Genomic DNA, 23,546 nt, shown 5'->3' with positions numbered 1-23,546 from the left:
ACCGTTCACGCCTGAGGCTGAATCATGAGCGATGAAAAAGACACCATCGAAGTCGAAGTTGACGACGACTTCGTGATCGAGGACCCGGACGAAGTCCCGCCCGCGCCGGTAGAAACCGCCAAGACCAACCTCAGCAAGCGCCGCACGATCGACAACCTTCTGGAAGAGCGTCGCCTGCAACGTCAGCTTGCGGATTACGACTTCGATTTCTGAGCCGGCCTGGACGGCACTCGAGCAGCAGGCCTCTCCCGACAGAGAGGCTTGGCGGCATCAGCTGATGACGCCGCCCTCAGACACCGTCCTCTCACGGCCATCAGACCAACCCGTTTCGTTGCGCGAGCTCGATCAAGTCGACCAGCGAATGCGCATTGAGCTTGAGCAGCAGGCGCGTCTTGTACGTGCTGACGGTTTTGTTGCTCAGGAACATGCCGTCGGCGATTTCCTTGTTGGTCTTGCCACGGGCCAACTGCTGCAACACCATCATTTCCCTTCCCGACAGACGATCCACCATCTCCGCCTCACTGGCATTGCCGAGACTGGAGCGCACTGTGTGCAACGCCTGGTTGGGGAAATAACTGTAGCCGGACAACACCGCCTTGATGGCGCTGAGCAACTCGGTCAGATCCTGCTGCTTGCAGACATAACCTGCAGCACCCGCCTGCATGCAGCGCATTGAAAAATGCCCCGGTGCCTGGGAAGTCAGGATCAGCACCTTGAAGGCCAGCGTCATCGCCGACAATCGGGCGATAACCTCAAGGCCATCGAGCTTGGGGATACCGATGTCCAGAATGACAATGTCCGGCAAGTGCTCGCGCGCCAGTTGTAACGCATCCACGCCGTTATCCGTCTCGGCAATGACTTCGTAGCCATGGCGTTCCATCAACATGCGTACGGCGAGCCTGATGACAGGGTGATCATCCACGATCAACACTTTATTCATGAGCAGTCCATTCTTCGCTGTTCGAATTTTCAGAGCCCGCACAATAGCTTAGTCGTTTAGTGCTTTGCATGGCGCTCCTCCCTGCAGATCAGCAGGCAAAGACCTTTCTCACTCAACCAACAGAAAAATCCTACAAAACCTGCCCTATCCGCTCTATTTTTACGATGTTCAATCCCGTCTCAGTACGTGACCGCATAATGTCCGAGACCGCAAGTGGTAATTTTTGAATCCTGAATACGCTGAGCAGTTCTCACTATATGAATCCGGGTTGATAGCGCGATTTGTCCTAAGGCAGGTCGGCGAACCGCCTGCTCCGCCGACGGGTTTGAATACGCGGAAATCCAGGGCTTTCCTGGACGCTCGGGAAAAATGGTTATCTCTGTGAGGACTGGCTCAGGCCAATGGGTTTAAGCCCATTCACCTTGGGCGTATGGCTTCAGCATATGCCCATATTGCCGGGCCGCCAGCAAACAAAAATCATAAAATATTGCAGGCCATGGGAACCGAATGCGACCGCACACACTTGGTTAAATGACACAGGCAAACTCGAAGAGTTTGATTACATCTTAAATACTCGAAAGGACCTACAGCGTGTTCAGAAATTTCTGAACAGTCCGGATTAACTTTCAACTGGTCGCGTCTTGATACGGGGTACCGGGAGGAGACCAGATAGTTACCTCACTTCCCCTCCCTCGAACCGGGTTACTCAACTTATAACGACCGCCTCACATCACCCCCTATTAAAACGAGGGGCTGGCCCGCCTCTCACGTAATACCATTCAGACGATAACATCCAGCACCCTCAGGCCATTCCAGAAAAATACTACATAACTAACGGATTATTATTACCGCAAAGAACTTCACCGAAAGGGATTAAAAAACAAACCCCCTATTTTTTGGCTTTTTACTTGCCAAACCTATTACCAGTCGTTACTTTTTGATGAGCGAATGGTTCAGCCCACTAATAGTTAGTGGCTCTTATCACAATATAAGATTATTGCACACATAAATACTGGCGCTTCTATATGACAGTAATCCGTGCGCAGGCCGCTCTTCGGCTTGAGTAAGCCATTCAGTTTTTAAACGCTCTTAAGCGTGAACGTCCCGGCGGTGAAGGCTGTTTAGTTGATATGTTCAAAGGAACCTACCATGACCAAGAAAATAAAATACTCCATTGGCGCAAGCAGTGACCCTATCAAACTGGCGGAGGCGGTAGAGCGCTATGTTTCCCAGGGCGGCGTCATTAACGTCATTGCAGAAGGAGAGTCGCGGGAGACGGAAGCGTCGAGGCAAACCCGAGAGGCCGATCCGAAAGCCGAGCTGTGCACCAAGGTCGACCTGCTTAAGGGCCTTGTGGCCAAGGGAGCTGGTGTCGCCGCGCTGCAATACTCGCTGCGCATGAACCAAAAGGACATCAAGCGTTTGGCCAGCGAGAACGGCCTGAAAATCCGCTACTGCCAGCCTGTTCGCCGGTCACGCGCATCCCGGCAACGAGAGCCGGTTACCCTGGACGACGCCATTGCCGGGCATGCCATGCATTACTCGGCGCTGGGTTACACCGTTCCGGAGATCGCTCAACTACTGGGTGTCGGCGTACGCGATATCTGGGACATCGGCAAAGCCTATCGTTTTGAGTTTCGTACAACTTCGCAGGGGGGTACGGCTGAGAAAGCCGCTGGCGGAGAGACAGATTTGCCAGATTGAGGCAGGAGATAACGCACAGCGCAAGAGCGTCTATTACTGCTCTTGAACGACGGCAACAACCGGCCGGTGTCGGATCAGTAAAGGTTGCAGGTGAAGCGGCAGCGGCATACGGAGGACAGGTGTAATGAGTGCAGCCCTGAACAAGGGCTGCACATCAATCACGACAACGATCAGAACAACTTGCGGCCTTTGTTCGCTGCAATCCGCATGCGCAATGCATTGAGCTTGATAAAGCCCGCAGCGTCTGCCTGGTTGTAGGCGCCGCCGTCTTCTTCAAACGTCGCGATGTTGGCATCGAACAGCGACTCGTCGGACTTGCGACCGGTCACGATGACGTTGCCTTTATACAGCTTCAGGCGCACGACACCATTCACGTGGGCCTGCGACGCATCGATCATCTGCTGCAGCATAAGACGCTCAGGGCTCCACCAGTAGCCGGTGTAGATCAGGCTGGCGTACTTCGGCATCAGCTCGTCTTTAAGGTGAGCGACTTCGCGGTCCAGGGTGATCGACTCGATCGCACGGTGAGCGCGCAGCATGATGGTGCCGCCCGGGGTCTCGTAGCAGCCGCGGGACTTCATGCCGACATAGCGGTTTTCGACGATGTCCAGACGACCGATGCCGTGCTCGCCGCCAATGCGGTTCAAGGTGGCAAGGACGGTGGCCGGAGTCATTTCAACGCCGTCCAATGCCACGATGTCGCCATTGCGGTAGGTCAGCTCCAGGTACTGCGGCTTGTCCGGCGCGTTTTCCGGGGAAACTGTCCACCGCCACATGTCTTCTTCGTGCTCGGTCCAGGTGTCTTCCAGCACGCCGCCTTCATAGGAGATGTGCAGCAGGTTGGCGTCCATCGAGTACGGGGATTTTTTCTTGCCGTGGCGCTCGATCGGGATCGCGTGCTTCTCGGCATAGTCCATGAGCTTCTCGCGGGACAGCAGGTCCCACTCGCGCCATGGCGCAATGACTTTTACACCAGGCTTGAGCGCATAGGCGCCCAGTTCAAAGCGGACCTGGTCGTTGCCTTTACCGGTAGCGCCATGGGAAATGGCGTCGGCGCCGGTTTCGTTGGCGATTTCGATGAGGCGCTTGGCGATCAGGGGGCGCGCGATGGAAGTACCCAGCAGGTACTCGCCTTCATAGACGGTGTTGGCGCGGAACATCGGGAACACAAAATCACGCACGAATTCTTCGCGCAGATCGTCGATGTAGATTTCTTTGACGCCCATGGCTTGTGCCTTGGCGCGTGCCGGCTCGACTTCTTCGCCCTGACCCAGGTCAGCGGTAAAGGTCACCACTTCGCAGTTGTACGTATCTTGCAGCCACTTGAGGATTACCGAAGTATCCAGGCCACCGGAATACGCGAGAACTACCTTGTTTACGTCCGCCATGCCATCACTCCAACGCGTTGTACGGAAAACCGACGAGTTTACCGATCACGCGCAGGAATTTACAGTGTCGCGACAGCTTCTGACGACAAAGCGACAGATTCTGTCAGTCAGACGACCTGGGCGCGCATCATCAAGACGCCTTGGCGGGGGTCGCACCGGCTGCTGTAACAGGCGCGGCGCCCGGCGTTGGCGTTGCGGCAGGCCCGGGCAATGGAGCCGGCGTCGGAGCGGGTGCAGCAGCGGGCGGTATGGCCGGAGTCTGCTGCGCCACACGCTCCAGGTGAATGTTGACCCGGCGGTTGCGCGCGCGATTGGCGTTGTTGGTGTTGGGCGCCAGTGGGTACTGTTCGCCGTGGAAGCGCAGGGTTATCTGCTCTTCCGGGATGCCTTGGGCTTTAAGGTAGTCCATGACCGACAGCGCACGACGCCGCGACAGATCGCGGTTGGTCAATCGGTTACCACTGTTGTCGGAGTGACCATCGAGTTCGACGTGATTGACCGTCGGATCAGCCTTCATATAAGCCAGCACGGTGTCCAGCTGGCGTTTGGCCTTGGCGTCCAGCTCGATGCCGCCGCCAGGGAAGCCGATCTCGGACTGACGCACTTGCTCGAAATTCATCGGCAACAGCTTCGCTGTACACTCTTGAAACTCGCCGTAGGCCTTGCTGAATTTGACTGGCAACAGACGGACTTCCATCGCGCCGCCGCCATCGCGCAGAGAATGACGAAACACCGGGCTGCGCCCTTCCATCAGGCCCGCGATCAGGCGTGTGGCCTGGGCCTGATTGGTATTGAAAGGAATCTCGCCGCCGCTGACTCTCACCGCGCCAAGATTGAGGTCACTGCGACCCGGCTGCCACGGTGCCGCGGCGGCACTCAACATGGCCGAACCGGACGCCAGACTGTAGCCATTGGCTTTCAAGCGAAACGTCGGCTGCTCACCCGCGCGACGCACGAACTCTCCGGCACCGAAATCGGTGATTGGCTGCGTCAGCCTGCACTCGAACTGGTCGCCTTCCACCTTCCACTCAATATTCTCCAGACGGGTCTGGAATGTGAGCGCCATGGCCGGCAGGCTGGCAAACGCGCTGAGCAGAGCTAGATATCGCTGGCGCACGGGAGGCTCCACTGAATTTACGTGTAACAGGATTTATGACTTACACGTGGCTATCGGTAACTTCCCGCAAAACTTGATAGCGAGTGCCTGGAGGAGTCTTTTCCGGTAGCATTCCCAGCGAGTTTGACCCGCCTGGAATCCCCAATGTCCGAACGCCTGACCCTCCTGCGCCCCGACGACTGGCACATCCATCTTCGAGATGGCGCTGTTTTGCCCCACACCGTCGCCGACGTAGCGCGCACTTTTGGCCGCGCGATCATCATGCCGAACCTCATGCCGCCGGTACGCAACGCCGAGCAAGCGGACGCTTATCGTCAGCGCATCCTCGCTGCGCGCCCGCAAGGCAGTCGCTTCGAGCCGCTGATGGTGCTTTACCTGACCGACCTGACGCAGCCCGAAGAGATTCGCGCCGCGAAGGCCAGTGGTTTCGTCTACGCCGCCAAGTTGTACCCGGCAGGCGCCACCACCAATTCCGATTCGGGCGTGACCAGCGTCGACAAGATCTTCCCGGTGCTCGAGGCGATGGCCGAAGTGGGACTGCCGCTGTTGATCCACGGCGAGGTGACCCGCGGCGACATCGACGTGTTCGACCGCGAGAAAATTTTCATCGATGAACACATGCGCCGTGTCGTCGAGCGTTTTCCGACGTTGAAAGTGGTGTTCGAACACATCACCACCGCCGACGCCGTGCAGTTCGTCAATGAAGCGTCAGCCCATGTCGGCGCGACCATCACTGCGCACCATTTGCTGTACAACCGCAATCACATGCTGGTGGGCGGCATCCGTCCCCACTTCTATTGCCTGCCGATCCTCAAGCGCAACACCCACCAGGTCGCCTTGCTGGATGCCGCCACCAGCGGCAGCAGCAAGTTCTTCCTCGGAACGGACTCAGCGCCCCACGCGCAGCACGCCAAAGAAGCGGCATGCGGTTGTGCCGGCTGCTACACCGCGTTCGCCGCCATCGAGCTGTACGCCGAGGCATTCGAGTCACGCAATGCGCTGGACAAGCTGGAAGGTTTCGCCAGTCTGCACGGCCCGGCCTTTTATGGCCTGCCGGCTAACACCGACACCATTACCCTGGTTCGTGACGAGTGGACGGCCCCCGCCAGCCTGCCGTTTGGCGAGCTTTCTGTTATCCCGCTGCGCGCCGGTGAAAAACTGCGCTGGCGCCTGCTGGAGGAACACGCGTGAGTGAAGAACATTACGAAGACGAGCAGGAAGGCTCCGGTGGCGGTACAGGGTCCCGGCACCCGATGGCCGCCCGTTTTCGCGGTTACCTGCCCGTTGTCGTTGACGTAGAAACTGGCGGCTTCAACTGCGCCACCGATGCATTGCTGGAAATCGCCGCCACGACGATTGGCATGGACGAGAAAGGCTTTGTCTTTCCGGACCACACCTATTTCTTCCGCGTCGAACCCTTCGAAGGCGCCAACGTTGAAGCCGCGGCGCTGGAGTTCACCGGCATCAAACTGGATCACCCGCTGCGCATGGCCGTGAGCGAAGAAACGGCGCTGACCGACATCTTCCGCGGCATCCGCAAAGCGCTAAAGGCCAATGGCTGCAAGCGCGCGATTCTGGTGGGCCACAATGCCAGCTTCGACCTGGGCTTTCTCAACGCAGCGGTTGCGCGGCTCGACATGAAGCGTAATCCGTTCCACCCGTTCTCCAGCTTTGACACCGCGACCCTGGCGGGCCTGGCGTACGGTCAGACTGTCCTGGCGAAAGCCTGCCAGTCGGCGGACATCGATTTCGATGGCCGCGAAGCCCATTCGGCCCGTTACGACACCGAGAAGACCGCCGAGCTGTTCTGCGGCATCGTCAACCGGTGGAAAGAAATGGGCGGCTGGCACGACTTCAACGACTAAGTCGATGCTGCTGCGCGATTGAAGAACCGGCCCAAGTGGCCGGTTTTTTATGGGGTGGGGATCGAGAGGCAGTGATCGGCTCACACTCCGTCAGCGCGCCGACCGGCCCCCTTCCCGGCTAAAGCCGGTCCCACTAATAGACCGCGCGCGCCTGTAGGACCGGCTTCAGCCGGGAAGCTTTTGATCTACTTTAAAAGCGCCTTCGATCTTCATATGCAAAAACCCCAGTCACCGCCAAACGCGACTTGGGTGCAGGCTGAACGCAGGTCTCGCGCAGTGGGCCGAGCGGCATGGATGCCGCGAGAGCGCCGTCAGGACATGGATGTCCGTTCGGCGCGGGCCCACGGAGCGAGACCGGAGTGAAGGAACCCGACGAAGTCGGGCCCAACCGGGAGCAAAGCGTTTTTGGTTACTTTTGGAGCGCTTTTGCCAAAAGTGACCCGCCGTAAGGGCGGAACCATAATCAGCACCACCGCCGATAATGGATATACACACACCCCTCCACAAGCGATCAAACCGAACCGACCACTCATCGGAGGTGAGTTACGGAAAGCCTGAGTAGTTTTGACAAGCATTCTCATTAACATTAGTATCCCTCGCATTGAGCCAATCACTCAGCGACGGTTTCTTATATGTATGTCTGCCTCTGCCAAGGTGTTACCGACGGACAAATCCGTGAAGCAATCATGGAAGGATGCTGCAGTTATCGTGACGTCCGCGAGACCCTGGGTGTCGCCAGCAAATGCGGCAAATGTGCCTGCCTGGCGAAGGAAGTGGTGCGTGAAACCCTGACCGAGCTGCAAACCAGTCATGCCGCCCTCGCCTACCCCGCAGAATTTTCAGCTGCCTGAATTACCGATTTCAAACAAAACCGGACACTGTCCGGTTTTTTTATGCCTTTAATTCAATCGCTTAGCAACAAGATGCGGAACACAAACATTCTTATTCCTATTTATTTTCACTTATTATTCAATAACTTAGGTTTGACAGAGTTATAGAGGCGGCTCAGACTTGCCGCCTGTATTACCTATACCTTCGACAGGACCCGATCATGAAAGGCGACATCACAGTCATCCAGCATCTCAACAAGATCCTCGGTAACGAGCTGGTCGCGATCAATCAGTACTTCCTGCATGCGCGCATGTACGAAGACTGGGGCCTGAACAAGCTGGGCAAACACGAGTACCACGAATCCATCGACGAGATGAAACACGCTGACAAGCTGATCAAGCGCATCCTGTTCCTGGAAGGCCTGCCAAACCTGCAGGACCTCGGCAAGATCCTGATCGGCGAGCACACCAAGGAAATGCTTGAGTGTGACCTGCGCATCGAGCGCAAGGGCCACGCCGACTTGAAAGCAGCCATCGCGCACTGCGAAACCGTTGGCGACTTTGGCAGCCGCGAGATGCTGGAAGACATTCTGGAATCGGAAGAAGAGCACATCGACTGGCTGGAAACCCAGCTGGGCCTGATCGACAAGGTCGGCATCGAGAACTACCTGCAATCGCAGATGGGCGAAGAGGACTGATTCCAGTCCCGGACATCGTCTTAAAGCATCGCCCAATAAAAAGCCCCGCGTCTCGGCAGAGAGCGGGGCTTTTTTGCGACTGCCGAAATCAGGCAGTGGCGTTCTTCGCAACAGCGTCTTTCACCAGTTTCTGCAGCGAACCGTCGGCCTGCATTTCAGTGATGATGTCGCTACCGCCGACCAGTTCACCACCGACCCACAGCTGCGGGAAAGTTGGCCAGTTGGCGTACTTCGGCAGATTGGCGCGGATTTCAGGGTTCTGCAGGATATCGACGTACGCGAACTTTTCGCCACACGCCATCAGTGCCTGAGAAGCCTTGGCCGAGAAGCCGCACTGCGGAGCATTCGGAGCGCCTTTCATGTAAAGCAGAACGGTGTTGCTGGCAATCTGATCTTTGATCGTTTCGATAATATCCATGGAGCACCTCGGCTAAACTTTACGACTGTATGTGTCGACACGGTGGCGCATTCTAAACGATTCCCGAGCATAACGCTCGGTCTTGGCCTTGATCGCCCCGATGACCGTCATGCCGCCGCAACCGTGACTGGCACCCCGTTCAGCACGGCGTTACCGGAAACTCCGTCCAGCGCCCGCTCGTCAGTCAGGTCATTCGCGCTTTCACCTGGCTGTGCCGCCGCGATGTCCATTTTCACGCCCGGACGACCGTGGCCCCAGCCATGGGGCAGGCTGACGACCCCGGGCATCATGTCGGCGCTGCCCATGACCTCGACCTCGATCACGCCGACCCGCGAGCTGACCCTGACCCGCTGTCTGTCCACCAACCCTCGGCTGAGCAAGTCGTCGGGGTGCATCAGCAACTGATGCCGCGGCTTGCCTTTCACCAGACGATGGTAATTGTGCATCCATGAATTATTGCTGCGCACATGGCGCCGACCGATGAGCATGAGGCCATCGGCGTGCGGAGCCGGCTGCGCGGCGAAGCGAGCAAGATCGGCAAGGATCACCGGCGGCGCGGCCTGCACGCGCTGATTGACCGTTTTGAGGCGCGCAGCGAGGTTGGGCTTGAGCGGGCCAAGGTCCAGGCCGTGGGGATACTGCGCCAGTGTTTCCAGGGACAACTTAAACGGCGAAGCATCACCATACAGCCCGGCGCGCAGACCGCGATCGACCATCTGCGCCGGCGGCATCGTCGGTTTCAGCTCGCGACCGGTTTTCAGTGCGAACGCCTGGGCGAGGCCGACAAAGATTTCCCAGTCGTGCAGCGCGCCTTCGGGCTTGGCCAGGATCGCGCGGTTGAAGCGGGTGACGTTGCGCACGGCGAACATGTTGAACGTGGTGTCGTAGTGGTCGTTTTCCAGCGCGGACGTCGATGGCAGGATGAGGTCTGCGTGCCGCGTGGTTTCGTTGATGTACAAATCGACGCTGACCATGAATTCCAGCCCTTCAAGCGCGGTGTCAAGCTGACGGCCGTTGGGCGTCGACAACACCGGGTTGCCCGCGACCGTAACCAGCGCCTTGATCTGCCCTTCTCCAGGGGTCAGCATTTCCTCGGCCAGTGCAGAAACCGGCAGCTCGCCGCCGTACTCGGGCAGTTGCGAGACGCGGCTCTGCCAGCGATTGAAGCTGCCGCCGGAGGTCGACGCCACCAGATCCAGCGCGGGCTCGGTGCACAACGCACCGCCTGCATGGTCGAGATTGCCGGTGACCAGATTGATCAGTTGCACGAGCCAGTGGCACAGCGTGCCGAACGCCTGAGTGGAAATCCCCATACGCCCATAACACACCGCACTTTCGGCGGCGGCGAAGTTCCGCGCGAGCTGCCTGATCTGCTCGGCCGGCACCCCGCATCGAGGGCTCATCGCGTCGGCGTTCATCTCGCTGACCGCCGCGCGGACCTCCTCCAGGCCATCAACGGCAAGGTGGCTTTCACGGGTCAGGCCTTCGGCAAACAGGGTGTGCAGCACGCCGAACAGAAACGCCGCGTCGCCGCCGGGACGGATGAACAGGTGCTGATCGGCGATCGCGGCGGTTTCACTGCGTCGCGGATCGACCACGACGACTTTGCCGCCACGGGCCTGAATCGCCTTGAGGCGCTTCTCGACGTCGGGCACGGTCATGATGCTGCCGTTGGACGCCAGCGGATTGCCGCCGAGGATGAGCATGAAATCGGTGTGGTCAATGTCGGCGATGGGCAGCAGCAAACCGTGGCCGTACATCAAGTGACTGGTCAGGTGATGGGGAAGCTGGTCTACAGACGTTGCGGAGTAACGATTGCGGGTTTTCAGCAGCCCTAGAAAATAATTGCTGTGGGTCATCAGCCCATAGTTATGCACGCTGGGGTTGCCCTGATACACCGCCACCGCGTTCTGACCATGGCGCGCCTGAATATCGGCCAGGCGCTCGGCGATCAGATCAAACGCCACCTGCCACTCGATCGGCTGCCAGTCGTTGCCAATGCGCTGCATGGGCTGCCGGAGGCGATCGGGGTCATTCTGGATATCTTGCAGCGCGACGGCTTTGGGGCAGATGTGCCCGCGACTGAAGGTGTCCTGCGCATCGCCCTTGATCGAGGTGATCAGGGTGGTGGCGTCGTCCTGCAGGGTGGTTTCGAGGGTGAGGCCGCAAATCGCCTCGCACAGGTGACAGGCACGGTGGTGGAGAGTCTTGGTCATCGCCAGTCTCGAGTTTTTATAGGGCGATCAAGCCGATCGCGGATACAAAACTATGGGACCTGTCCGGGCGATGCGCCAGAAACGTCAGTGCCGTGAATCGGGCTGCATCAGGCGAGCCGATAGCTCACCCGATGAAGGAAGCGTCACTCAGGAAGCAGCGCCACCGATGGGCGTGACCACCTTGCGTTGCATCTGCACCTCATGAACCGTTTCGATCTGCTCCTGAGACACCTGGATGCCGGTGAGTTCGCCGATCAGCCGCCAGTGCTCGTCGAGTCCGGCGCTGATGGTTGCCATGCGATCGATCATCCGACGCCCTGCAGAACGTGTGACCTCGTCTTCGCTGCGCATCAGTTCGAACGACATCGACGTCATGGACGCCGTGAGGTGCGTAAGGGTTCGAGCCGTGAGCCCGAGCAGTTCCGTCAGTTGTTGCTCTTTTGAATCCATTCCCCACCTCTTTGGAGGACATAAGCGGCCTTTATAACCCACGCCGATGGTTTAGGAAACGTCCGGGTTTCCGCGGCGTGAAGCATGTCGCATAAGGCTGCAAAGTGGTTTGCGACTGTTACGGATCAGGCAGTAATCGCAGTGACGCCAAAGGGTGTCACATGCGAGCGATCTGATCAGGACTAATGCGATGGCGAAAGGCCTGCGCAGAAACATGACTGTAGCACTTCGTTACATGAAAAGCGTCCTGCGAACGCCGCTTTCAGGCTACCGAACGTCCGACGACGATTTTCCGTCACGGCGGGCCTTGGCATCAGGCGACATTTTCTTATACCCTCGCGCCTTCCCTATTCGTCGCCCCGTGCGGCTTTCGCCGCAGGTCTCGCCCGTTTTTCCGAAAAAAAACCGGCTTTGAGGATCTGCGGTCTGTTGCAGACAAGGTAGTTAATGATGAGCGCAAGGCACTTTCTCTCGATGATGGACTACACCCCCGCTGAGCTGGTCGGGGTGATTCGTCGCGGCGTTGAGCTGAAGGACCTGCGAAATCGAGGCGTGCTCTTCGAGCCGTTGAAGGGCCGCATCCTGGCGATGATCTTCGAGAAATCCTCGACGCGGACCCGTGTCTCGTTCGAGGCCGGGATGATCCAGCTGGGCGGCCAGGCCATCTTCCTCTCTCCTCGGGACACCCAACTCGGCCGTGGCGAGCCAATTGCCGATGGCGCCCGGGTCATGTCGCGGATGGTCGATGCCGTGATGATCCGGACCTTTGCCCACAGCAACCTCACCGAATTCGCCGCCCATTCCCGCGTGCCGGTCATCAACGGCCTGTCCGATGACCTTCATCCCTGCCAGTTGCTGGCCGACATGCAAACATTCCTCGAGCATCGCGGCTCCATCCAGGGCAAAACGGTCGCGTGGATCGGCGATGGCAACAACATGTGCAACAGCTATATAGAAGCAGCGATTCAGTTCGACTTTCAGCTGCGTGTCGCCTGTCCGGAAGGCTACGAACCCAGTGCGCATTTCCTGGCCCTGGCGGGTGATCGCGTGACCCTGACTTGTGCCCCCCACGAAGCGGTGAAAGGTGCGCATCTGGTCTCCACCGATGTCTGGACGTCGATGGGGCAGGAAGAGGAAGCCGCCAAGCGTCTGGCCCTGTTCAAGCCGTTCCAGGTCACCCGCGAAATGCTCGACCGCGCGGCTGAAGACGTGATTTTCATGCACTGCCTGCCAGCGCACCGTGGCGAAGAGATCAGCGAAGACTTGCTGGATGACCCGCGTTCGGTGGCGTGGGATCAGGCCGAGAACCGGCTGCATGCGCAGAAAGCCCTGCTTGAATTCCTCGTGGCGCCGGCCTTTACTGCCCCATGAGCCAGCCCCTGCTGCTGACCCTGCATAACCTCGCCTGCGGTTATCAGGACCAACGGGTGGTGCAGAACCTCAATCTGCACCTGAATGCCGGCGACATCGGGTGCCTGCTGGGTTCGTCGGGCTGCGGCAAGACCACCACCCTGCGCGCCATCGCCGGTTTCGAGCCGGTACACGAAGGCGAGATCACGCTGGCAGGCGAGGTCATTTCGCGGGCCGGGTTTACGCTGGCCCCGGAGAAGCGCCGCATCGGCATGGTGTTTCAGGACTACGCGCTGTTTCCGCACCTCACGGTCGCCGACAACATCGCCTTCGGCATCCGCAACCATCCGCGCCAGAAGCAGGTGGTTCAGGAGATGCTGGAGCTGGTTAACCTGGGCGCACTGGGCACGCGTCACCCTCACGAACTTTCCGGTGGACAGCAGCAACGTGTGGCGCTGGCCCGCGCACTCGCGCCGGAGCCGCAGTTGTTGCTGCTGGATGAGCCGTTTTCAAACCTGGATGGCGAGTTGCGTCGGCGCCTGAGCCACGAGGTACGCGACATTCTCAAGGCCCGTGGCACCAGCGCGATTCTGGTGACCCACGATCAGGAAGAAGCCTTTGCCGTGAGCGACCATGTCGGCGTTTTCAAGGACGGTCGGCTGGAACAGTGGGACACGCCCTACAACCTCTATCACGAGCCGGCGACGCCTTATGTCGCCAGTTTCGTCGGACAGGGTTATTTCATTCGCGGGCACTTGATCGATGCCGAGTCGGTGCAGACCGAATTGGGCGTGCTGCGGGGCAATCGTGCCTACGCCGGCGCGCGCGGCACCCCGATGGATGTGCTGCTGCGCCCTGACGACCTTATTCATGCGCCCGACAGCCCGATCAAGGCCCGCGTTGCGAGCCTGACGTTTCAGGGCGCTGCCACTTTGTATCGCCTGCAACTGCCGACCGGCACGCAGCTGGAGGCGTTGTTCCCCAGCCACGTGGATCTGCGCGCCGGGGATCAGGTCGGCTTCGAAGTCTCGGCCGAGCATCTGGTGCTGTTTCCAACCTCGGGCAGCGTGCCGGTGCATCGAGACGTCGCGATCTGAAGGCCTGTCATTCTCGATCAGGCACCTTCAGCCCCGCATCAACTATCCGAGTATCAACGCGCCGCTGGCCACCAGCGTCGCGTGCCCGCCAATCTTCACTCGGTCACCCTCCAGCCGGCAGAACAGCTCCCCTCCCCGCGCCGACGCCTGATAACCCGTCAGGCTGAACTTGTTCAGGCGCGCCGACCAGTAGGGAATCAGGCTGCAGTGGGTCGAGCCCGTGACCGGGTCTTCATTGATGCCGATGCCCGGCGCGAAGTAGCGCGAGACAAAATCGTAGCGTTCGCCGTCACCCTTGGCGGTCACGATCACACCCGGCCACGGCAACCGCGCGAGGGCGGCAAAGTCGGGTTTGCAGTCGCGAACCGCCTGCTCGGATTCCAGCACCACGAGCAATTCCGCAGCACTCAGCACGTCGACGACGGCGGTGCCGAGAGCCCGCTCGATATCCAACGTCACCCCCTGTTCGGCGGGCGGCATCGACGGAAAGTCCAGGACCAGCCGATGACTTTCACGGCTCACGCTCAGCGGCCCGGATTTACCGGTGAAGTGAATCACTTCGGCCTTCTCGCCGTACTTCTCGAACAGCACGAAGGCGCTGGCGAGGGTCGCATGCCCGCAGAGCGGCACTTCATGGGTCGGGGTGAACCAGCGGATGTGCCAGGCCGGGGCTTCACGGACCAGAAAGGCGGTCTCCGACAAATTGTGCTCGGAAGCAATCTGCTGCATCAATTGATCGGAAAGCCAGGCGTCAAGGCGGTAGACCATTGCCGGGTTGCCTGAGAACGGGCGGTCGGTGAAGGCATCGACCTGATGGAATTCAAGCTGCATGGAAGGCATCCCCGTGTAAAGAAATGCGGCGACCCGGTTCGGGCGCTGCGGATCTGCGGCCAGCATCACCGCATGAAAGGGTCAGGCATTTCTGACGAACCTGGCGAATCATTCCCGGCCAATCCGGGCAAAGGAGGCACCGGTGTGTTGTGCAAGTACGGCGGCGGGCAGCTCGACTTCAAGCCCGCGTCGACCCGCGCTGACAAAAATCGTCGCGAAGGGTTGAGCGGACTCATCAATGAAGGTGCGCAGCCTTTTCTTCTGTCCCAGCGGGCTGATCCCGCCCAGGAGATAACCGGTGGCACGCTGGGCGGCGGCCGGGTCAGCCATTTCTGCTTTTTTTGCGCCTGCGGCATGGGCCAGCGCTTTCAGGTCCAGCGAGCCCACGACGGGGACCACCGCGACCAGCAGCTCGCCTTTTTCGGTGCTGGCCAGCAGGGTCTTGAACACCTGAGCGGGGGCCAGATCCAGTTTTTCTGCCGCTTCCAGGCCATAGGAGGCGGCTTTGGGATCGTGCTCGTAACTGTGCACGCGATGTTCGGCGCGAACCTTTTTCAGTAAATCCAATGCAGGGGTCATGCAGTGCTCCAGACAGCCAGACACTTTCTTGTTTGCTGCCGATACTTTAGGCCATCGGTTATCGAAATGCCTGCGTTTGCGCAGGACTTATCCACTAATATCGGCGACTCGAAACTTTCATCGATAAGGTTCGCTTTCGACCTTTGACAAGGTTCGTTTACGTCTATATTTTTTCGAATACGAATATCCCGCTTGCTTCCTTGACGCCATCCCGGTATTCAGTGCGCAAAGGCACTTGGCACAGGCAACAAAACGGACGGCAGTTTCCGGAATCTCGTTTCATCACAGGCATTCACCATGACCGACACCGAAAATAAGAATTACATCATCGCTCTGGATCAAGGCACCACCAGTTCCCGCGCCATCATTTTTGACCGTGATGCCAACGTGGTGAGCAGCGCACAGAGCGAGTTCGTTCAGCATTATCCCCAGCCTGGTTGGGTCGAGCACGATCCGATGGAAATCTTCGCCACCCAGACTGCGTGCATGACCAAGGTGCTGGCCCAGGCCAACCTGCACCACAACCAGATCGCCGCGATCGGTATCACCAACCAGCGTGAAACCACGGTGGTCTGGGAGAAAGACACCGGCCGGCCGATTTACAACGCCGTGGTCTGGCAATGCCGCCGCAGCACCGAGATCTGCCAGCAGCTCAAGCGCGACGGTCTGGAAGACTACATCCGCGACACCACCGGTCTGGTCATCGACCCGTACTTTTCCGGCAGCAAGCTGAAGTGGATTCTTGATCACGTTGAGGGCAGCCGCGAGCGCGCCCGCCGTGGCGAGCTGCTCTTCGGCACTGTCGATAGCTGGCTGATCTGGAAATTTACCGGCGGCAAGGTGCACGTCACCGATTACACCAACGCCTCGCGCACGATGATGTTCAACATCCATACGCTGGAGTGGGATCAGCGCATGCTCGATGTGCTCGACGTGCCCCGGGAGATGTTGCCGGAGGTCAAGTCGTCGTCCGAAGTCTACGGCCACAGCAAAAGCGGCATCCCCATCGCCGGAATCGCCGGCGATCAGCAATCGGCGTTGTTCGGCCAGATGTGTGTCGAGCCGGGTCAGGCGAAGAACACCTACGGCACCGGCTGCTTCCTGCTGATGAACACGGGCAAGAAAGCCGTGAAATCCAATCACGGCCTGTTGACCACCATCGGCTGCGGTCCGCGCGGCGAAGTGGCGTATGCGCTGGAGGGTGCTGTATTCAACGGCGGCTCCACCGTGCAGTGGCTGCGCGACGAGTTGAAGATCGTCAACGATTCCATGGACACCGAATACTTCGCCACCAAAGTGAAGAACAGCAATGGCGTTTATCTGGTGCCTGCGTTCACCGGCCTGGGCGCGCCCTACTGGGACCCGTATGCACGGGGCGCCTTGTTCGGCCTGACCCGTGGCGTCAAGGTCGATCACATCATTCGTGCGGCGCTGGAGTCCATCGCCTACCAGACTCGCGACGTGCTGGACGCCATGCAACAGGACGCTGGCGAGCCGCTCAAGGCTCTTCGCGTTGACGGCGGCGCAGTGGCCAACAACTTCCTCATGCAGTTCCAGGCCGACATTCTCGGCACGCCGGTGGAGCGCCCGAAAATGCGCGAAACCACCGCACTGGGCGCGGCATACCTGGCCGGTCTCGCGATCGGGTTCTGGAGCGGGCTGGACGAGCTGAAGGGCAAGGCGGTCATCGAGCGCAAGTTCGAGCCGCAATGCGATGACGCCGAGAAGGAAAAACTGTACGCCGGCTGGCGCAAGGCTGTGGACCGTACGCGCGACTGGGAACCCCACGAAGAAGCTGAATAAGCGCGATCCTGAACGGAGCGGCGGAGGCATTTTTTCCGGCTGACAGGTAATGGCTGCCTGCGGCATCATGGGCGCCCGTGCCCGAAGGATAAAAAATGAATCTGCCACCCCGTCAACAGCAGATCCTCGAGCTGGTCCGTGAGCGCGGCTACGTCAGCATCGAGGAAATGGCGCAGCTGTTCGTCGTGACCCCACAAACCATTCGCCGCGACATCAATCAGCTCGCGGAAATGAACCTCCTGCGTCGCTACCACGGCGGCGCGGCCTACGACTCCAGCATCGAAAACACTGCCTACGCCATGCGTGCCGACCAGATGCGTGATGAGAAGCAACGCATCGCCGAGGCCATTGCTGCGCAGATACCCGATCATGCGTCGCTGTTCATCAACATCGGCACCACCACCGAATCCATCGCCCGGGCGCTGCTCAACCACAACCACTTGAAGATCATCACCAACAACCTGCACGTGGCGTCGATTCTCAGCGGCAAGGACGACTTCGAAGTGCTGCTGGCAGGCGGCAATGTGCGCCGGGATGGCGGCGTGGTCGGTCAGGCGAGCGTGGATTTCATCACGCAGTTCAAGGTCGATTTCGCCCTTGTGGGCATCAGCGGGATCGACGAGGACGGCAGTCTGCTGGATTTCGATTATCAGGAAGTGCGCGTTTCCCAGGCGATCATCGCCAACGCGCGTCAGGTGATTCTGGCTGCTGACTCCAGCAAGTTCGGCCGTAACGCGATGGTTCGCCTGGGGCCGATCACGCTGATCGACTGCCTGGTGACTGACCAGACGCCTGTGCCCGCACTGGCGCAACTGCTGACGCAGAACAAGATTCGGCTGGAAGTGGTTTAACCCTCGATCCATGGGCGAGCGCGATTCCAGCGCTCGCCTCACTTCCGATGTTCACTTTTGTTCCTTTCCTCGCTCTCCCATCAGTATTTTCAATAAATACTGAGTGGCTGTGTTCGCCTTATTGCGCTACTATTTTCGGAAATGAACATAAATGTTCGAATTCGCCCTCCCCATAGCGCAGCATTCGAACGCGATCGAACACTCAGGAGGCCCCGATGGCCCAGTCCAGTTTGCCGACCCCACCCCTTTCCGAGGTCTACGACGTTGCCGTGATCGGTGGTGGCATCAATGGTGTCGGTATCGCGGCAGACGCATCGGGCCGGGGCCTCTCGGTCTTTCTCTGCGAGAAGGATGACCTCGCCAGCCACACCTCGTCAGCCAGCAGCAAGCTGATCCACGGTGGGCTGCGTTACCTGGAACACTACGAATTCCGTCTGGTTCGCGAAGCGCTGGCCGAACGCGAAGTGCTGCTGGAAAAAGCGCCGCACATCGTCAAGCCGATGCGTTTCGTATTGCCTCACCGCCCACACCTGCGCCCTGCGTGGATGATCCGCGCCGGGCTGTTCCTGTATGACCACCTTGGCAAGCGCGAGAAGCTGGCAGCGTCAAAGACCATTCGCTTTGGCGCCAACAGCCCGCTGAACAGCTCGATCACCAAGGGTTTCGAGTACTCAGATTGCTGGGTTGACGATGCTCGTCTGGTGGTCCTCAACGCCATGGCCGCCCGTGAAAAAGGCGCGCACATTCATACCCAGACCCGCTGCCTGGGCGCCCGTCGCAGCGGCGGCGTGTGGCACATGAACATGGAACGTGCGGACGGCAGCCTGTTTTCCATTCGCGCCAAAGCCCTGGTCAACGCAGCCGGTCCATGGGTCGCCAAATTCATCCGTGAAGACCTCAAGCTCGAATCCCAGTACGGCATTCGCCTGATTCAGGGCAGCCACTTGATCGTGCCGAAGCTGTATGAAGGCGAAAACGCGTTCATTCTGCAGAACGAAGATCAGCGAATCGTGTTCGCCATTCCGTACCTGGAACGCTTCACCATCATCGGTACGACCGACCGCGAATATTCTGACGATCCCGGCAAAGTAGCGATCACCGAAGGTGAGACCGACTACCTGCTAAAAATCGTCAACGATCACTTCAAGCAGCAACTCAGCCGCGCCGACATTCTGAGCACGTGGTCGGGTGTGCGTCCGCTGTGCAATGACGAGTCTGACAACCCGTCGGCGATCACCCGCGACTACACCTTGTCGCTGTCTGGCAGTGCTCAAGAAGCGCCGATCCTCTCCGTGTTCGGCGGCAAGCTGACCACCTACCGCAAGCTGGCGGAATCGGCGATGCAGCAACTCGCGCCGTTCTTCCCGCAGATGAAGCCAAGCTGGACCGCGAAAGCCAGTCTGCCGGGCGGTGAAAGCATGACCACGCCGCAGGCACTGGCCGCCGAGCTGCAACAGCGTTGCGCCTGGCTGCCGGCAGAGATCGCCAAGCGTTGGGCCATTACTTATGGCTCCCGCAGTTGGCGCATCGTGGAGGGCGTTCAGACACTGAGCGATATGGGCGAACACTTGGGCGGCGGTCTGTACAGCCGCGAAGTGGATTACCTGTGCAGCGAGGAATGGGCGACCAAGGCCGATGACATCCTGTGGCGCCGGACCAAGCTTGGTTTGTTCACCAATGCCCAGGAGCACGAGAACGTTCAGCGGTACCTGGACAATGTCGCAAGCAGCACCGGGGCGATTGACCGGCTTGACTGGTCAGTGTCGGCACCAAAGATCCACGCGTAATTTGCCAGACCAAATTCCCGGCTAAAGCCGGTCCTACTGAAATGACGCGATTTTGTAGGACCGGCTTCAGCCGGGAAAACGTCAGAAGTCACACGGCAAAACCATTGGCTACCCACTCTGAAACCCCTGCGATACCATTCGGATTCCCGAACACCCTCCCCCTCCCGATTCGGAATCCCGGACGGCCGAGTCCCTGTGCACACATCCCTTCTGCGTAAATATCCCTAACTTTCATGCGCTTAGCCCCAGTCACATCTCTGGCATGACTCATGCTCTACACTCTTGCACGATTGCTTCGATGTAGCGTGTCGCCTGACTGGGCCGCCGTTGAAGCGCTCTGAAACGATAGGGCCGTCCAACACCGGCCCAATAAAAAAAACAATGTCGAGGTAAACCAGATGCGCATCGTTCCCCACATCCTGGGCGCAGCCATTGCTGCCGCTTTGATCACCACCCCTGTTTTCGCCGCCGAACTGACGGGTACTCTGAAGAAAATCAAAGAGTCCGGCACTATCACCCTCGGTCACCGCGACTCCTCCATTCCTTTTTCCTACATCGCTGACGCTTCCGGCGTGCCAGTGGGCTACTCCGCTGACATCCAGCTGAAGATCGTCGAAGCGATCAAGAAAGACCTGGACATGCCTGATCTGAAGGTCAAGTACAACCTGGTCACTTCCCAGACCCGTATCCCGCTGGTGCAGAACGGTACCGTCGACGTTGAATGTGGCTCGACCACCAACAACGCCGAGCGCGCCCAGCAGGTCGACTTCTCCGTCGGCATCTTCGAAATCGGCACCCGTCTGCTGAGCAAGGCTGACTCGTCCTACAAAGACTTCGACGACCTCAAAGGCAAGAACGTCGTGACCACGGCCGGCACCACGTCCGAGCGCATCCTCAAGGCGATGAACGCCGACAAGCAGATGGGCATGAATGTCATCTCTGCCAAAGACCACGGCGAGTCGTTCCAGATGCTGGAATCGGGCCGCGCCGTTGCTTTCATGATGGACGATGCCCTGCTCGCCGGCGAAATGGCCAAGGCCAAGAAGCCGACCGACTGGGCCGTCACCGGCACCCCTCAGTCCTACGAAATCTACGGCTGCATGGTTCGCAAGGAAGACCCTGCGTTCAAGAAAGCCGTCGACGACGCCATCGTTGCGACCTACAAATCGGGCGAGATCAACAAGATCTACGACAAGTGGTTCACCCAGCCGATTCCACCAAAAGGCCTGAACCTGATGTTCCCGATGAGCGAACAGCTCAAAGCGCTGATCGCCAACCCGAACGACAAGCCGGCGCCGGACAAGAAGGCCTGAGTCCTTCGCTCCGCCATTCTGACAACGTGAAAAGCCTGACTTCCGAAGACGCCCTGCGTCTTCGGAAGCCGCTACCTGGCGTGTGCGTGCATAACGATCGATAAGGGGGAGACCCTGATGAATTACAACTGGGACTGGGGCGTGTTCTTCAAGTCCACGGGCGTCGGCAGCGAGACCTACCTGGACTGGTACATCACCGGGCTGGGCTGGACCATCGCCATTGCCGTTGCTGCCTGGATCATTGCGTTACTCCTGGGCTCGGTGCTCGGGGTGATGCGTACGGTGCCAAACCGCATCGTTTCTTCCATCGCCGCGATTTACGTGGAAATTTTCCGTAACGTGCCACTGCTGGTGCAGCTGTTCATCTGGTACTTCCTGGTGCCGGATCTGCTGCCTGAGAATCTGCAGGAGTGGTACAAGCAAGACCTCAATCCGACCACCTCGGCGTTCCTGAGTGTTGTCGTGTGCCTGGGCCTGTTCACCGCCGCACGTGTCTGCGAACAGGTGCGCACCGGTATTCAGGCGTTGCCGGTGGGGCAGGAATCCGCCGCCCGCGCCATGGGTTTCAAGCTGCCGCAAATCTACTGGAACGTGCTGCTGCCCCAGGCGTACCGGATCATCATTCCGCCGCTTACCTCCGAATTCCTCAACGTGTTCAAGAACTCGTCCGTGGCGTCGCTGATCGGCCTGATGGAATTGCTCGCGCAGACCAAACAGACCGCCGAGTTCTCCGCAAACCTGTTCGAAGCCTTCACCCTGGCGACGCTAATCTACTTCACGCTGAACATGAGCCTGATGCTGCTCATGCGTCTGGTCGAGAAGAAAGTCGCGGTCCCGGGCCTGATCTCCGTGGGAGGTAAATAATGGACTTCTCTGGAGTGATCCCTGCCATCCCGGGCATGTGGAACGGCATGCTCATGACGCTGCAATTGATGGCCATGGGCATCGTGGGCGGCATCATCATCGGCACGATTCTGGCGCTGATGCGGTTGTCGTCGAACAAGCTGGCGTCACGCGTTGCCGGCGCCTACGTCAACTATTTCCGTTCGATTCCGCTGCTGCTGGTCATCACCTGGTTCTACCTGGCGGTGCCGTTCGTGCTGCGCTGGATCACCGGCGAAGACACGCCGATCGGCGCGTTCACCTCCTGCGTCGTGGCCTTCATGATGTTCGAGGCGGCCTACTTCTGTGAAATCGTGCGGGCCGGCGTTCAGTCGATTTCCCGTGGCCAGATGGGCGCCGCTCAAGCATTGGGCATGACCTACGGCCAGATGATGCGCCTGATCATCCTGCCCCAGGCGTTCCGCAAGATGACCCCGCTGCTGTTGCAGCAGAGCATCATCCTGTTTCAGGACACCTCGCTGGTCTACACGGTCGGTCTGGTCGACTTCCTCAACTCGGCACGCTCCAGCGGCGACATCATCGGGCGCTCCAACGAGTTCCTGATTGTCGCCGGTCTGGTGTACTTCACGATCAGCTTCGCCGCGTCGCGCCTGGTCAAGTTCATGCAAAAAAGGTTAGCCGTATGATTTCCATCAAAAATATCAACAAGTGGTATGGGGACTTCCAGGTGCTGACCGATTGCAGCACTGAGGTCAAAAAAGGTGAAGTGATTGTGGTCTGCGGCCCGTCGGGCTCGGGCAAGTCCACGCTGATCAAGTGTGTCAACGCGCTGGAGCCGTTTCAGAAAGGCGATATCGTGGTCGATGGCACATCGATCGCTGACCCGAAAACCAATCTGCCGAAACTGCGCTCGCGCGTCGGCATGGTGTTCCAGCATTTCGAGCTGTTTCCGCACCTGACCATCACCGAAAACCTGACCATCGCGCAGATCAAGGTCCTGGGCCGCAGCAAGGAAGAAGCCACGAAAAAAGGCCTGCAACTGCTCGAACGTGTCGGCCTCTCGGCCCACGCCCACAAGCATCCGGGGCAACTGTCGGGCGGCCAGCAACAGCGTGTGGCGATTGCCCGCGCGCTGGCGATGGACCCGGTGGTGATGCTGTTCGACGAACCGACCTCCGCGCTCGACCCGGAAATGGTCAACGAAGTGCTCGACGTGATGGTGCAACTGGCCCACGAAGGCATGACCATGATGTGCGTGACCCACGAAATGGGCTTCGCCCGCAAAGTGGCGGACCGGGTGATCTTCATGGACAAGGGCCAGATCGTCGAAGACTGCGAGAAGGAAGAGTTCTTCGGCGACGTCAACGCGCGTTCCGAGCGGGCTCAGCAGTTCCTCAACAAAATCCTGCAGCACTAAAAGCATTAGCCCTTCTAGGGCGTAAAAACCACCGGCCGCTCGTTCATCC

Annotated in this window: 23 protein-coding genes; 15 read left to right on the top strand and 8 right to left on the bottom strand. The window is 59.1% G+C overall.

The genetic code is table 11. The features are described 5' to 3' along the window. Nucleotides 1-24: 24 nt before the first annotated feature. Complete coding sequence (locus AC07RO_RS02300) at nucleotides 25-213, top strand: PA3496 family putative envelope integrity protein (protein WP_192171584.1); 189 nt, start codon at nucleotides 25-27, stop codon at nucleotides 211-213. 100 nt (nucleotides 214-313) lie between these two features. Here AC07RO_RS02300 and AC07RO_RS02295 read toward each other — a convergent pair whose 3' ends face one another. Further along, nucleotides 314-940 carry a response regulator transcription factor gene (locus AC07RO_RS02295; RefSeq protein WP_037012286.1) on the bottom strand — a complete coding sequence of 209 codons (627 nt, stop codon included), beginning with the start codon at nucleotides 938-940 and terminating at the stop codon, nucleotides 314-316. A gap of 1,149 nt (nucleotides 941-2,089) precedes the next feature. Here AC07RO_RS02295 and AC07RO_RS02290 point away from each other — a divergent pair. Then, a complete protein-coding gene (locus AC07RO_RS02290) occupies nucleotides 2,090-2,644 on the top strand; it encodes a hypothetical protein (RefSeq protein WP_495085177.1) in 555 nt (184 codons plus the stop codon). A gap of 170 nt (nucleotides 2,645-2,814) precedes the next feature. On the opposite strand, the gene AC07RO_RS02285 is transcribed toward AC07RO_RS02290, so the two are convergent. Together AC07RO_RS02285 and AC07RO_RS02280 are read right to left on the bottom strand one after the other, a co-directional pair. After that, nucleotides 2,815-4,032, bottom strand: coding sequence for an argininosuccinate synthase (locus tag AC07RO_RS02285; protein WP_007938916.1), 1,218 nt, complete (start codon nucleotides 4,030-4,032; stop codon nucleotides 2,815-2,817). 130 nt (nucleotides 4,033-4,162) lie between these two features. Next, entirely contained in the window at nucleotides 4,163-5,149 is a 987-nt protein-coding gene (locus AC07RO_RS02280) for a flagellar protein MotY (protein ID WP_495085176.1), read from the bottom strand. Between the two features lie 144 nt (nucleotides 5,150-5,293). On the opposite strand from AC07RO_RS02280, the gene pyrC reads away from it, so the two are divergent. From pyrC to bfr, 4 genes are all read left to right on the top strand, one after another. Continuing rightward, nucleotides 5,294-6,340, top strand: a complete 1,047-nt coding sequence (gene pyrC / locus AC07RO_RS02275; RefSeq protein ID WP_495085175.1) for a dihydroorotase — start codon at nucleotides 5,294-5,296, stop codon at nucleotides 6,338-6,340. Further along, nucleotides 6,337-7,014 carry a ribonuclease T gene (rnt, locus tag AC07RO_RS02270; protein ID WP_122536107.1) on the top strand — a complete coding sequence of 226 codons (678 nt, stop codon included), beginning with the start codon at nucleotides 6,337-6,339 and terminating at the stop codon, nucleotides 7,012-7,014. Before pyrC ends, rnt begins: the two co-directional genes overlap by 4 nt. A 632-nt stretch (nucleotides 7,015-7,646) precedes the next feature. Next, nucleotides 7,647-7,865 carry a bacterioferritin-associated ferredoxin gene (locus AC07RO_RS02265; RefSeq protein WP_065992556.1) on the top strand — a complete coding sequence of 73 codons (219 nt, stop codon included), beginning with the start codon at nucleotides 7,647-7,649 and terminating at the stop codon, nucleotides 7,863-7,865. Between the two features lie 200 nt (nucleotides 7,866-8,065). Beyond that, nucleotides 8,066-8,542 carry a bacterioferritin gene (bfr, locus tag AC07RO_RS02260; protein ID WP_065992554.1) on the top strand — a complete coding sequence of 159 codons (477 nt, stop codon included), beginning with the start codon at nucleotides 8,066-8,068 and terminating at the stop codon, nucleotides 8,540-8,542. Nucleotides 8,543-8,630: 88 nt separating this feature from the next. On the opposite strand, the gene grxD is transcribed toward bfr, so the two are convergent. From grxD to plzR, 3 genes are all read right to left on the bottom strand, one after another. Next, complete coding sequence (gene grxD, locus AC07RO_RS02255; RefSeq protein ID WP_065992552.1) at nucleotides 8,631-8,960, bottom strand: Grx4 family monothiol glutaredoxin; 330 nt, start codon at nucleotides 8,958-8,960, stop codon at nucleotides 8,631-8,633. 107 nt (nucleotides 8,961-9,067) lie between these two features. Beyond that, nucleotides 9,068-11,176 carry a molybdopterin oxidoreductase family protein gene (locus AC07RO_RS02250; protein WP_495085174.1) on the bottom strand — a complete coding sequence of 703 codons (2,109 nt, stop codon included), beginning with the start codon at nucleotides 11,174-11,176 and terminating at the stop codon, nucleotides 9,068-9,070. 147 nt (nucleotides 11,177-11,323) lie between these two features. After that, entirely contained in the window at nucleotides 11,324-11,626 is a 303-nt protein-coding gene (gene plzR, locus AC07RO_RS02245; protein WP_192171588.1) for a PlzR type 4 pili assembly inhibitor, read from the bottom strand. 450 nt (nucleotides 11,627-12,076) lie between these two features. Between plzR and argF the strand changes: the two genes are divergently transcribed. Both argF and AC07RO_RS02235 read left to right on the top strand, forming a co-directional pair. After that, on the top strand, nucleotides 12,077-12,997 hold the full coding sequence (gene argF / locus AC07RO_RS02240; RefSeq protein ID WP_495085173.1) for an ornithine carbamoyltransferase: 921 nt from the start codon (nucleotides 12,077-12,079) through the stop codon (nucleotides 12,995-12,997). Then, complete coding sequence (locus AC07RO_RS02235) at nucleotides 12,994-14,073, top strand: ABC transporter ATP-binding protein (protein ID WP_495085172.1); 1,080 nt, start codon at nucleotides 12,994-12,996, stop codon at nucleotides 14,071-14,073. Before argF ends, AC07RO_RS02235 begins: the two co-directional genes overlap by 4 nt. Nucleotides 14,074-14,115: 42 nt before the next feature. Here AC07RO_RS02235 and AC07RO_RS02230 read toward each other — a convergent pair whose 3' ends face one another. Both AC07RO_RS02230 and ybaK read right to left on the bottom strand, forming a co-directional pair. Continuing rightward, entirely contained in the window at nucleotides 14,116-14,904 is a 789-nt protein-coding gene (locus AC07RO_RS02230; RefSeq protein ID WP_346627491.1) for a PhzF family phenazine biosynthesis protein, read from the bottom strand. Between the two features lie 108 nt (nucleotides 14,905-15,012). Continuing rightward, nucleotides 15,013-15,483: a Cys-tRNA(Pro) deacylase gene (ybaK, locus tag AC07RO_RS02225; RefSeq protein WP_192171592.1), complete on the bottom strand. Its 471-nt coding sequence runs from the start codon at nucleotides 15,481-15,483 to the stop codon at nucleotides 15,013-15,015. Between the two features lie 297 nt (nucleotides 15,484-15,780). Here ybaK and glpK point away from each other — a divergent pair, with 297 nt between their 5' ends. The 7 genes from glpK to AC07RO_RS02190 all read left to right on the top strand — a co-directional run bounded on the left by glpK (nucleotide 15,781) and on the right by AC07RO_RS02190 (nucleotide 23,497). Continuing rightward, nucleotides 15,781-17,286, top strand: a complete 1,506-nt coding sequence (gene glpK, locus AC07RO_RS02220) for a glycerol kinase GlpK (protein WP_192171593.1) — start codon at nucleotides 15,781-15,783, stop codon at nucleotides 17,284-17,286. A 95-nt stretch (nucleotides 17,287-17,381) separates the two neighbouring features. After that, nucleotides 17,382-18,137, top strand: coding sequence for a DeoR/GlpR family transcriptional regulator (locus tag AC07RO_RS02215; protein ID WP_074888955.1), 756 nt, complete (start codon nucleotides 17,382-17,384; stop codon nucleotides 18,135-18,137). Between the two features lie 215 nt (nucleotides 18,138-18,352). Next, a complete protein-coding gene (gene glpD / locus AC07RO_RS02210; protein WP_423572196.1) occupies nucleotides 18,353-19,924 on the top strand; it encodes a glycerol-3-phosphate dehydrogenase in 1,572 nt (523 codons plus the stop codon). A 398-nt stretch (nucleotides 19,925-20,322) separates the two neighbouring features. Continuing rightward, entirely contained in the window at nucleotides 20,323-21,237 is a 915-nt protein-coding gene (locus AC07RO_RS02205) for a glutamate/aspartate ABC transporter substrate-binding protein (protein WP_122622341.1), read from the top strand. A gap of 117 nt (nucleotides 21,238-21,354) precedes the next feature. Continuing rightward, a complete protein-coding gene (locus tag AC07RO_RS02200; protein WP_065992535.1) occupies nucleotides 21,355-22,101 on the top strand; it encodes an amino acid ABC transporter permease in 747 nt (248 codons plus the stop codon). Next, the gene (locus AC07RO_RS02195) at nucleotides 22,098-22,766 is read left to right on the top strand and encodes an amino acid ABC transporter permease (protein WP_172612954.1); all 669 of its coding nucleotides are present in this window, start codon (nucleotides 22,098-22,100) and stop codon (nucleotides 22,764-22,766) included. Before AC07RO_RS02200 ends, AC07RO_RS02195 begins: the two co-directional genes overlap by 4 nt. Further along, complete coding sequence (locus AC07RO_RS02190; RefSeq protein ID WP_037012313.1) at nucleotides 22,763-23,497, top strand: amino acid ABC transporter ATP-binding protein; 735 nt, start codon at nucleotides 22,763-22,765, stop codon at nucleotides 23,495-23,497. The genes AC07RO_RS02195 and AC07RO_RS02190 overlap by 4 nt, the downstream gene beginning before the upstream one ends. The last annotated feature ends 49 nt before the right edge of the window (nucleotides 23,498-23,546 follow it).

The sequence above is a fragment of the Pseudomonas sp. GW821-FHT07F05 genome, assembly GCF_059418765.1.
This window is presented reverse-complemented; position numbering and strand designations above follow the sequence as displayed.

What these genes read in the sequence shown, in the direction of transcription:
- AC07RO_RS02250 (WP_495085174.1), bottom strand. Translation starts at nt 11,176, where the DNA reads ATGACCAAGACTCTCCACCACCGTGCCTGTCACCTGTGCGAGGCGATT.
- AC07RO_RS02215 (WP_074888955.1), top strand. Translation starts at nt 17,382, where the DNA reads ATGAATCTGCCACCCCGTCAACAGCAGATCCTCGAGCTGGTCCGTGAG.
- AC07RO_RS02190 (WP_037012313.1), top strand. Translation starts at nt 22,763, where the DNA reads ATGATTTCCATCAAAAATATCAACAAGTGGTATGGGGACTTCCAGGTG.
- AC07RO_RS02265 (WP_065992556.1), top strand. Translation starts at nt 7,647, where the DNA reads ATGTATGTCTGCCTCTGCCAAGGTGTTACCGACGGACAAATCCGTGAA.
- pyrC (WP_495085175.1), top strand. Translation starts at nt 5,294, where the DNA reads ATGTCCGAACGCCTGACCCTCCTGCGCCCCGACGACTGGCACATCCAT.
- AC07RO_RS02235 (WP_495085172.1), top strand. Translation starts at nt 12,994, where the DNA reads ATGAGCCAGCCCCTGCTGCTGACCCTGCATAACCTCGCCTGCGGTTAT.
- AC07RO_RS02295 (WP_037012286.1), bottom strand. Translation starts at nt 940, where the DNA reads ATGAATAAAGTGTTGATCGTGGATGATCACCCTGTCATCAGGCTCGCC.
- glpD (WP_423572196.1), top strand. Translation starts at nt 18,353, where the DNA reads ATGGCCCAGTCCAGTTTGCCGACCCCACCCCTTTCCGAGGTCTACGAC.
- ybaK (WP_192171592.1), bottom strand. Translation starts at nt 15,483, where the DNA reads ATGACCCCTGCATTGGATTTACTGAAAAAGGTTCGCGCCGAACATCGC.
- argF (WP_495085173.1), top strand. Translation starts at nt 12,077, where the DNA reads ATGAGCGCAAGGCACTTTCTCTCGATGATGGACTACACCCCCGCTGAG.
- AC07RO_RS02285 (WP_007938916.1), bottom strand. Translation starts at nt 4,032, where the DNA reads ATGGCGGACGTAAACAAGGTAGTTCTCGCGTATTCCGGTGGCCTGGAT.
- AC07RO_RS02200 (WP_065992535.1), top strand. Translation starts at nt 21,355, where the DNA reads ATGAATTACAACTGGGACTGGGGCGTGTTCTTCAAGTCCACGGGCGTC.
- AC07RO_RS02300 (WP_192171584.1), top strand. Translation starts at nt 25, where the DNA reads ATGAGCGATGAAAAAGACACCATCGAAGTCGAAGTTGACGACGACTTC.
- AC07RO_RS02230 (WP_346627491.1), bottom strand. Translation starts at nt 14,904, where the DNA reads ATGCAGCTTGAATTCCATCAGGTCGATGCCTTCACCGACCGCCCGTTC.
- glpK (WP_192171593.1), top strand. Translation starts at nt 15,781, where the DNA reads ATGACCGACACCGAAAATAAGAATTACATCATCGCTCTGGATCAAGGC.
- plzR (WP_192171588.1), bottom strand. Translation starts at nt 11,626, where the DNA reads ATGGATTCAAAAGAGCAACAACTGACGGAACTGCTCGGGCTCACGGCT.
- AC07RO_RS02290 (WP_495085177.1), top strand. Translation starts at nt 2,090, where the DNA reads ATGACCAAGAAAATAAAATACTCCATTGGCGCAAGCAGTGACCCTATC.
- AC07RO_RS02205 (WP_122622341.1), top strand. Translation starts at nt 20,323, where the DNA reads ATGCGCATCGTTCCCCACATCCTGGGCGCAGCCATTGCTGCCGCTTTG.
- bfr (WP_065992554.1), top strand. Translation starts at nt 8,066, where the DNA reads ATGAAAGGCGACATCACAGTCATCCAGCATCTCAACAAGATCCTCGGT.
- grxD (WP_065992552.1), bottom strand. Translation starts at nt 8,960, where the DNA reads ATGGATATTATCGAAACGATCAAAGATCAGATTGCCAGCAACACCGTT.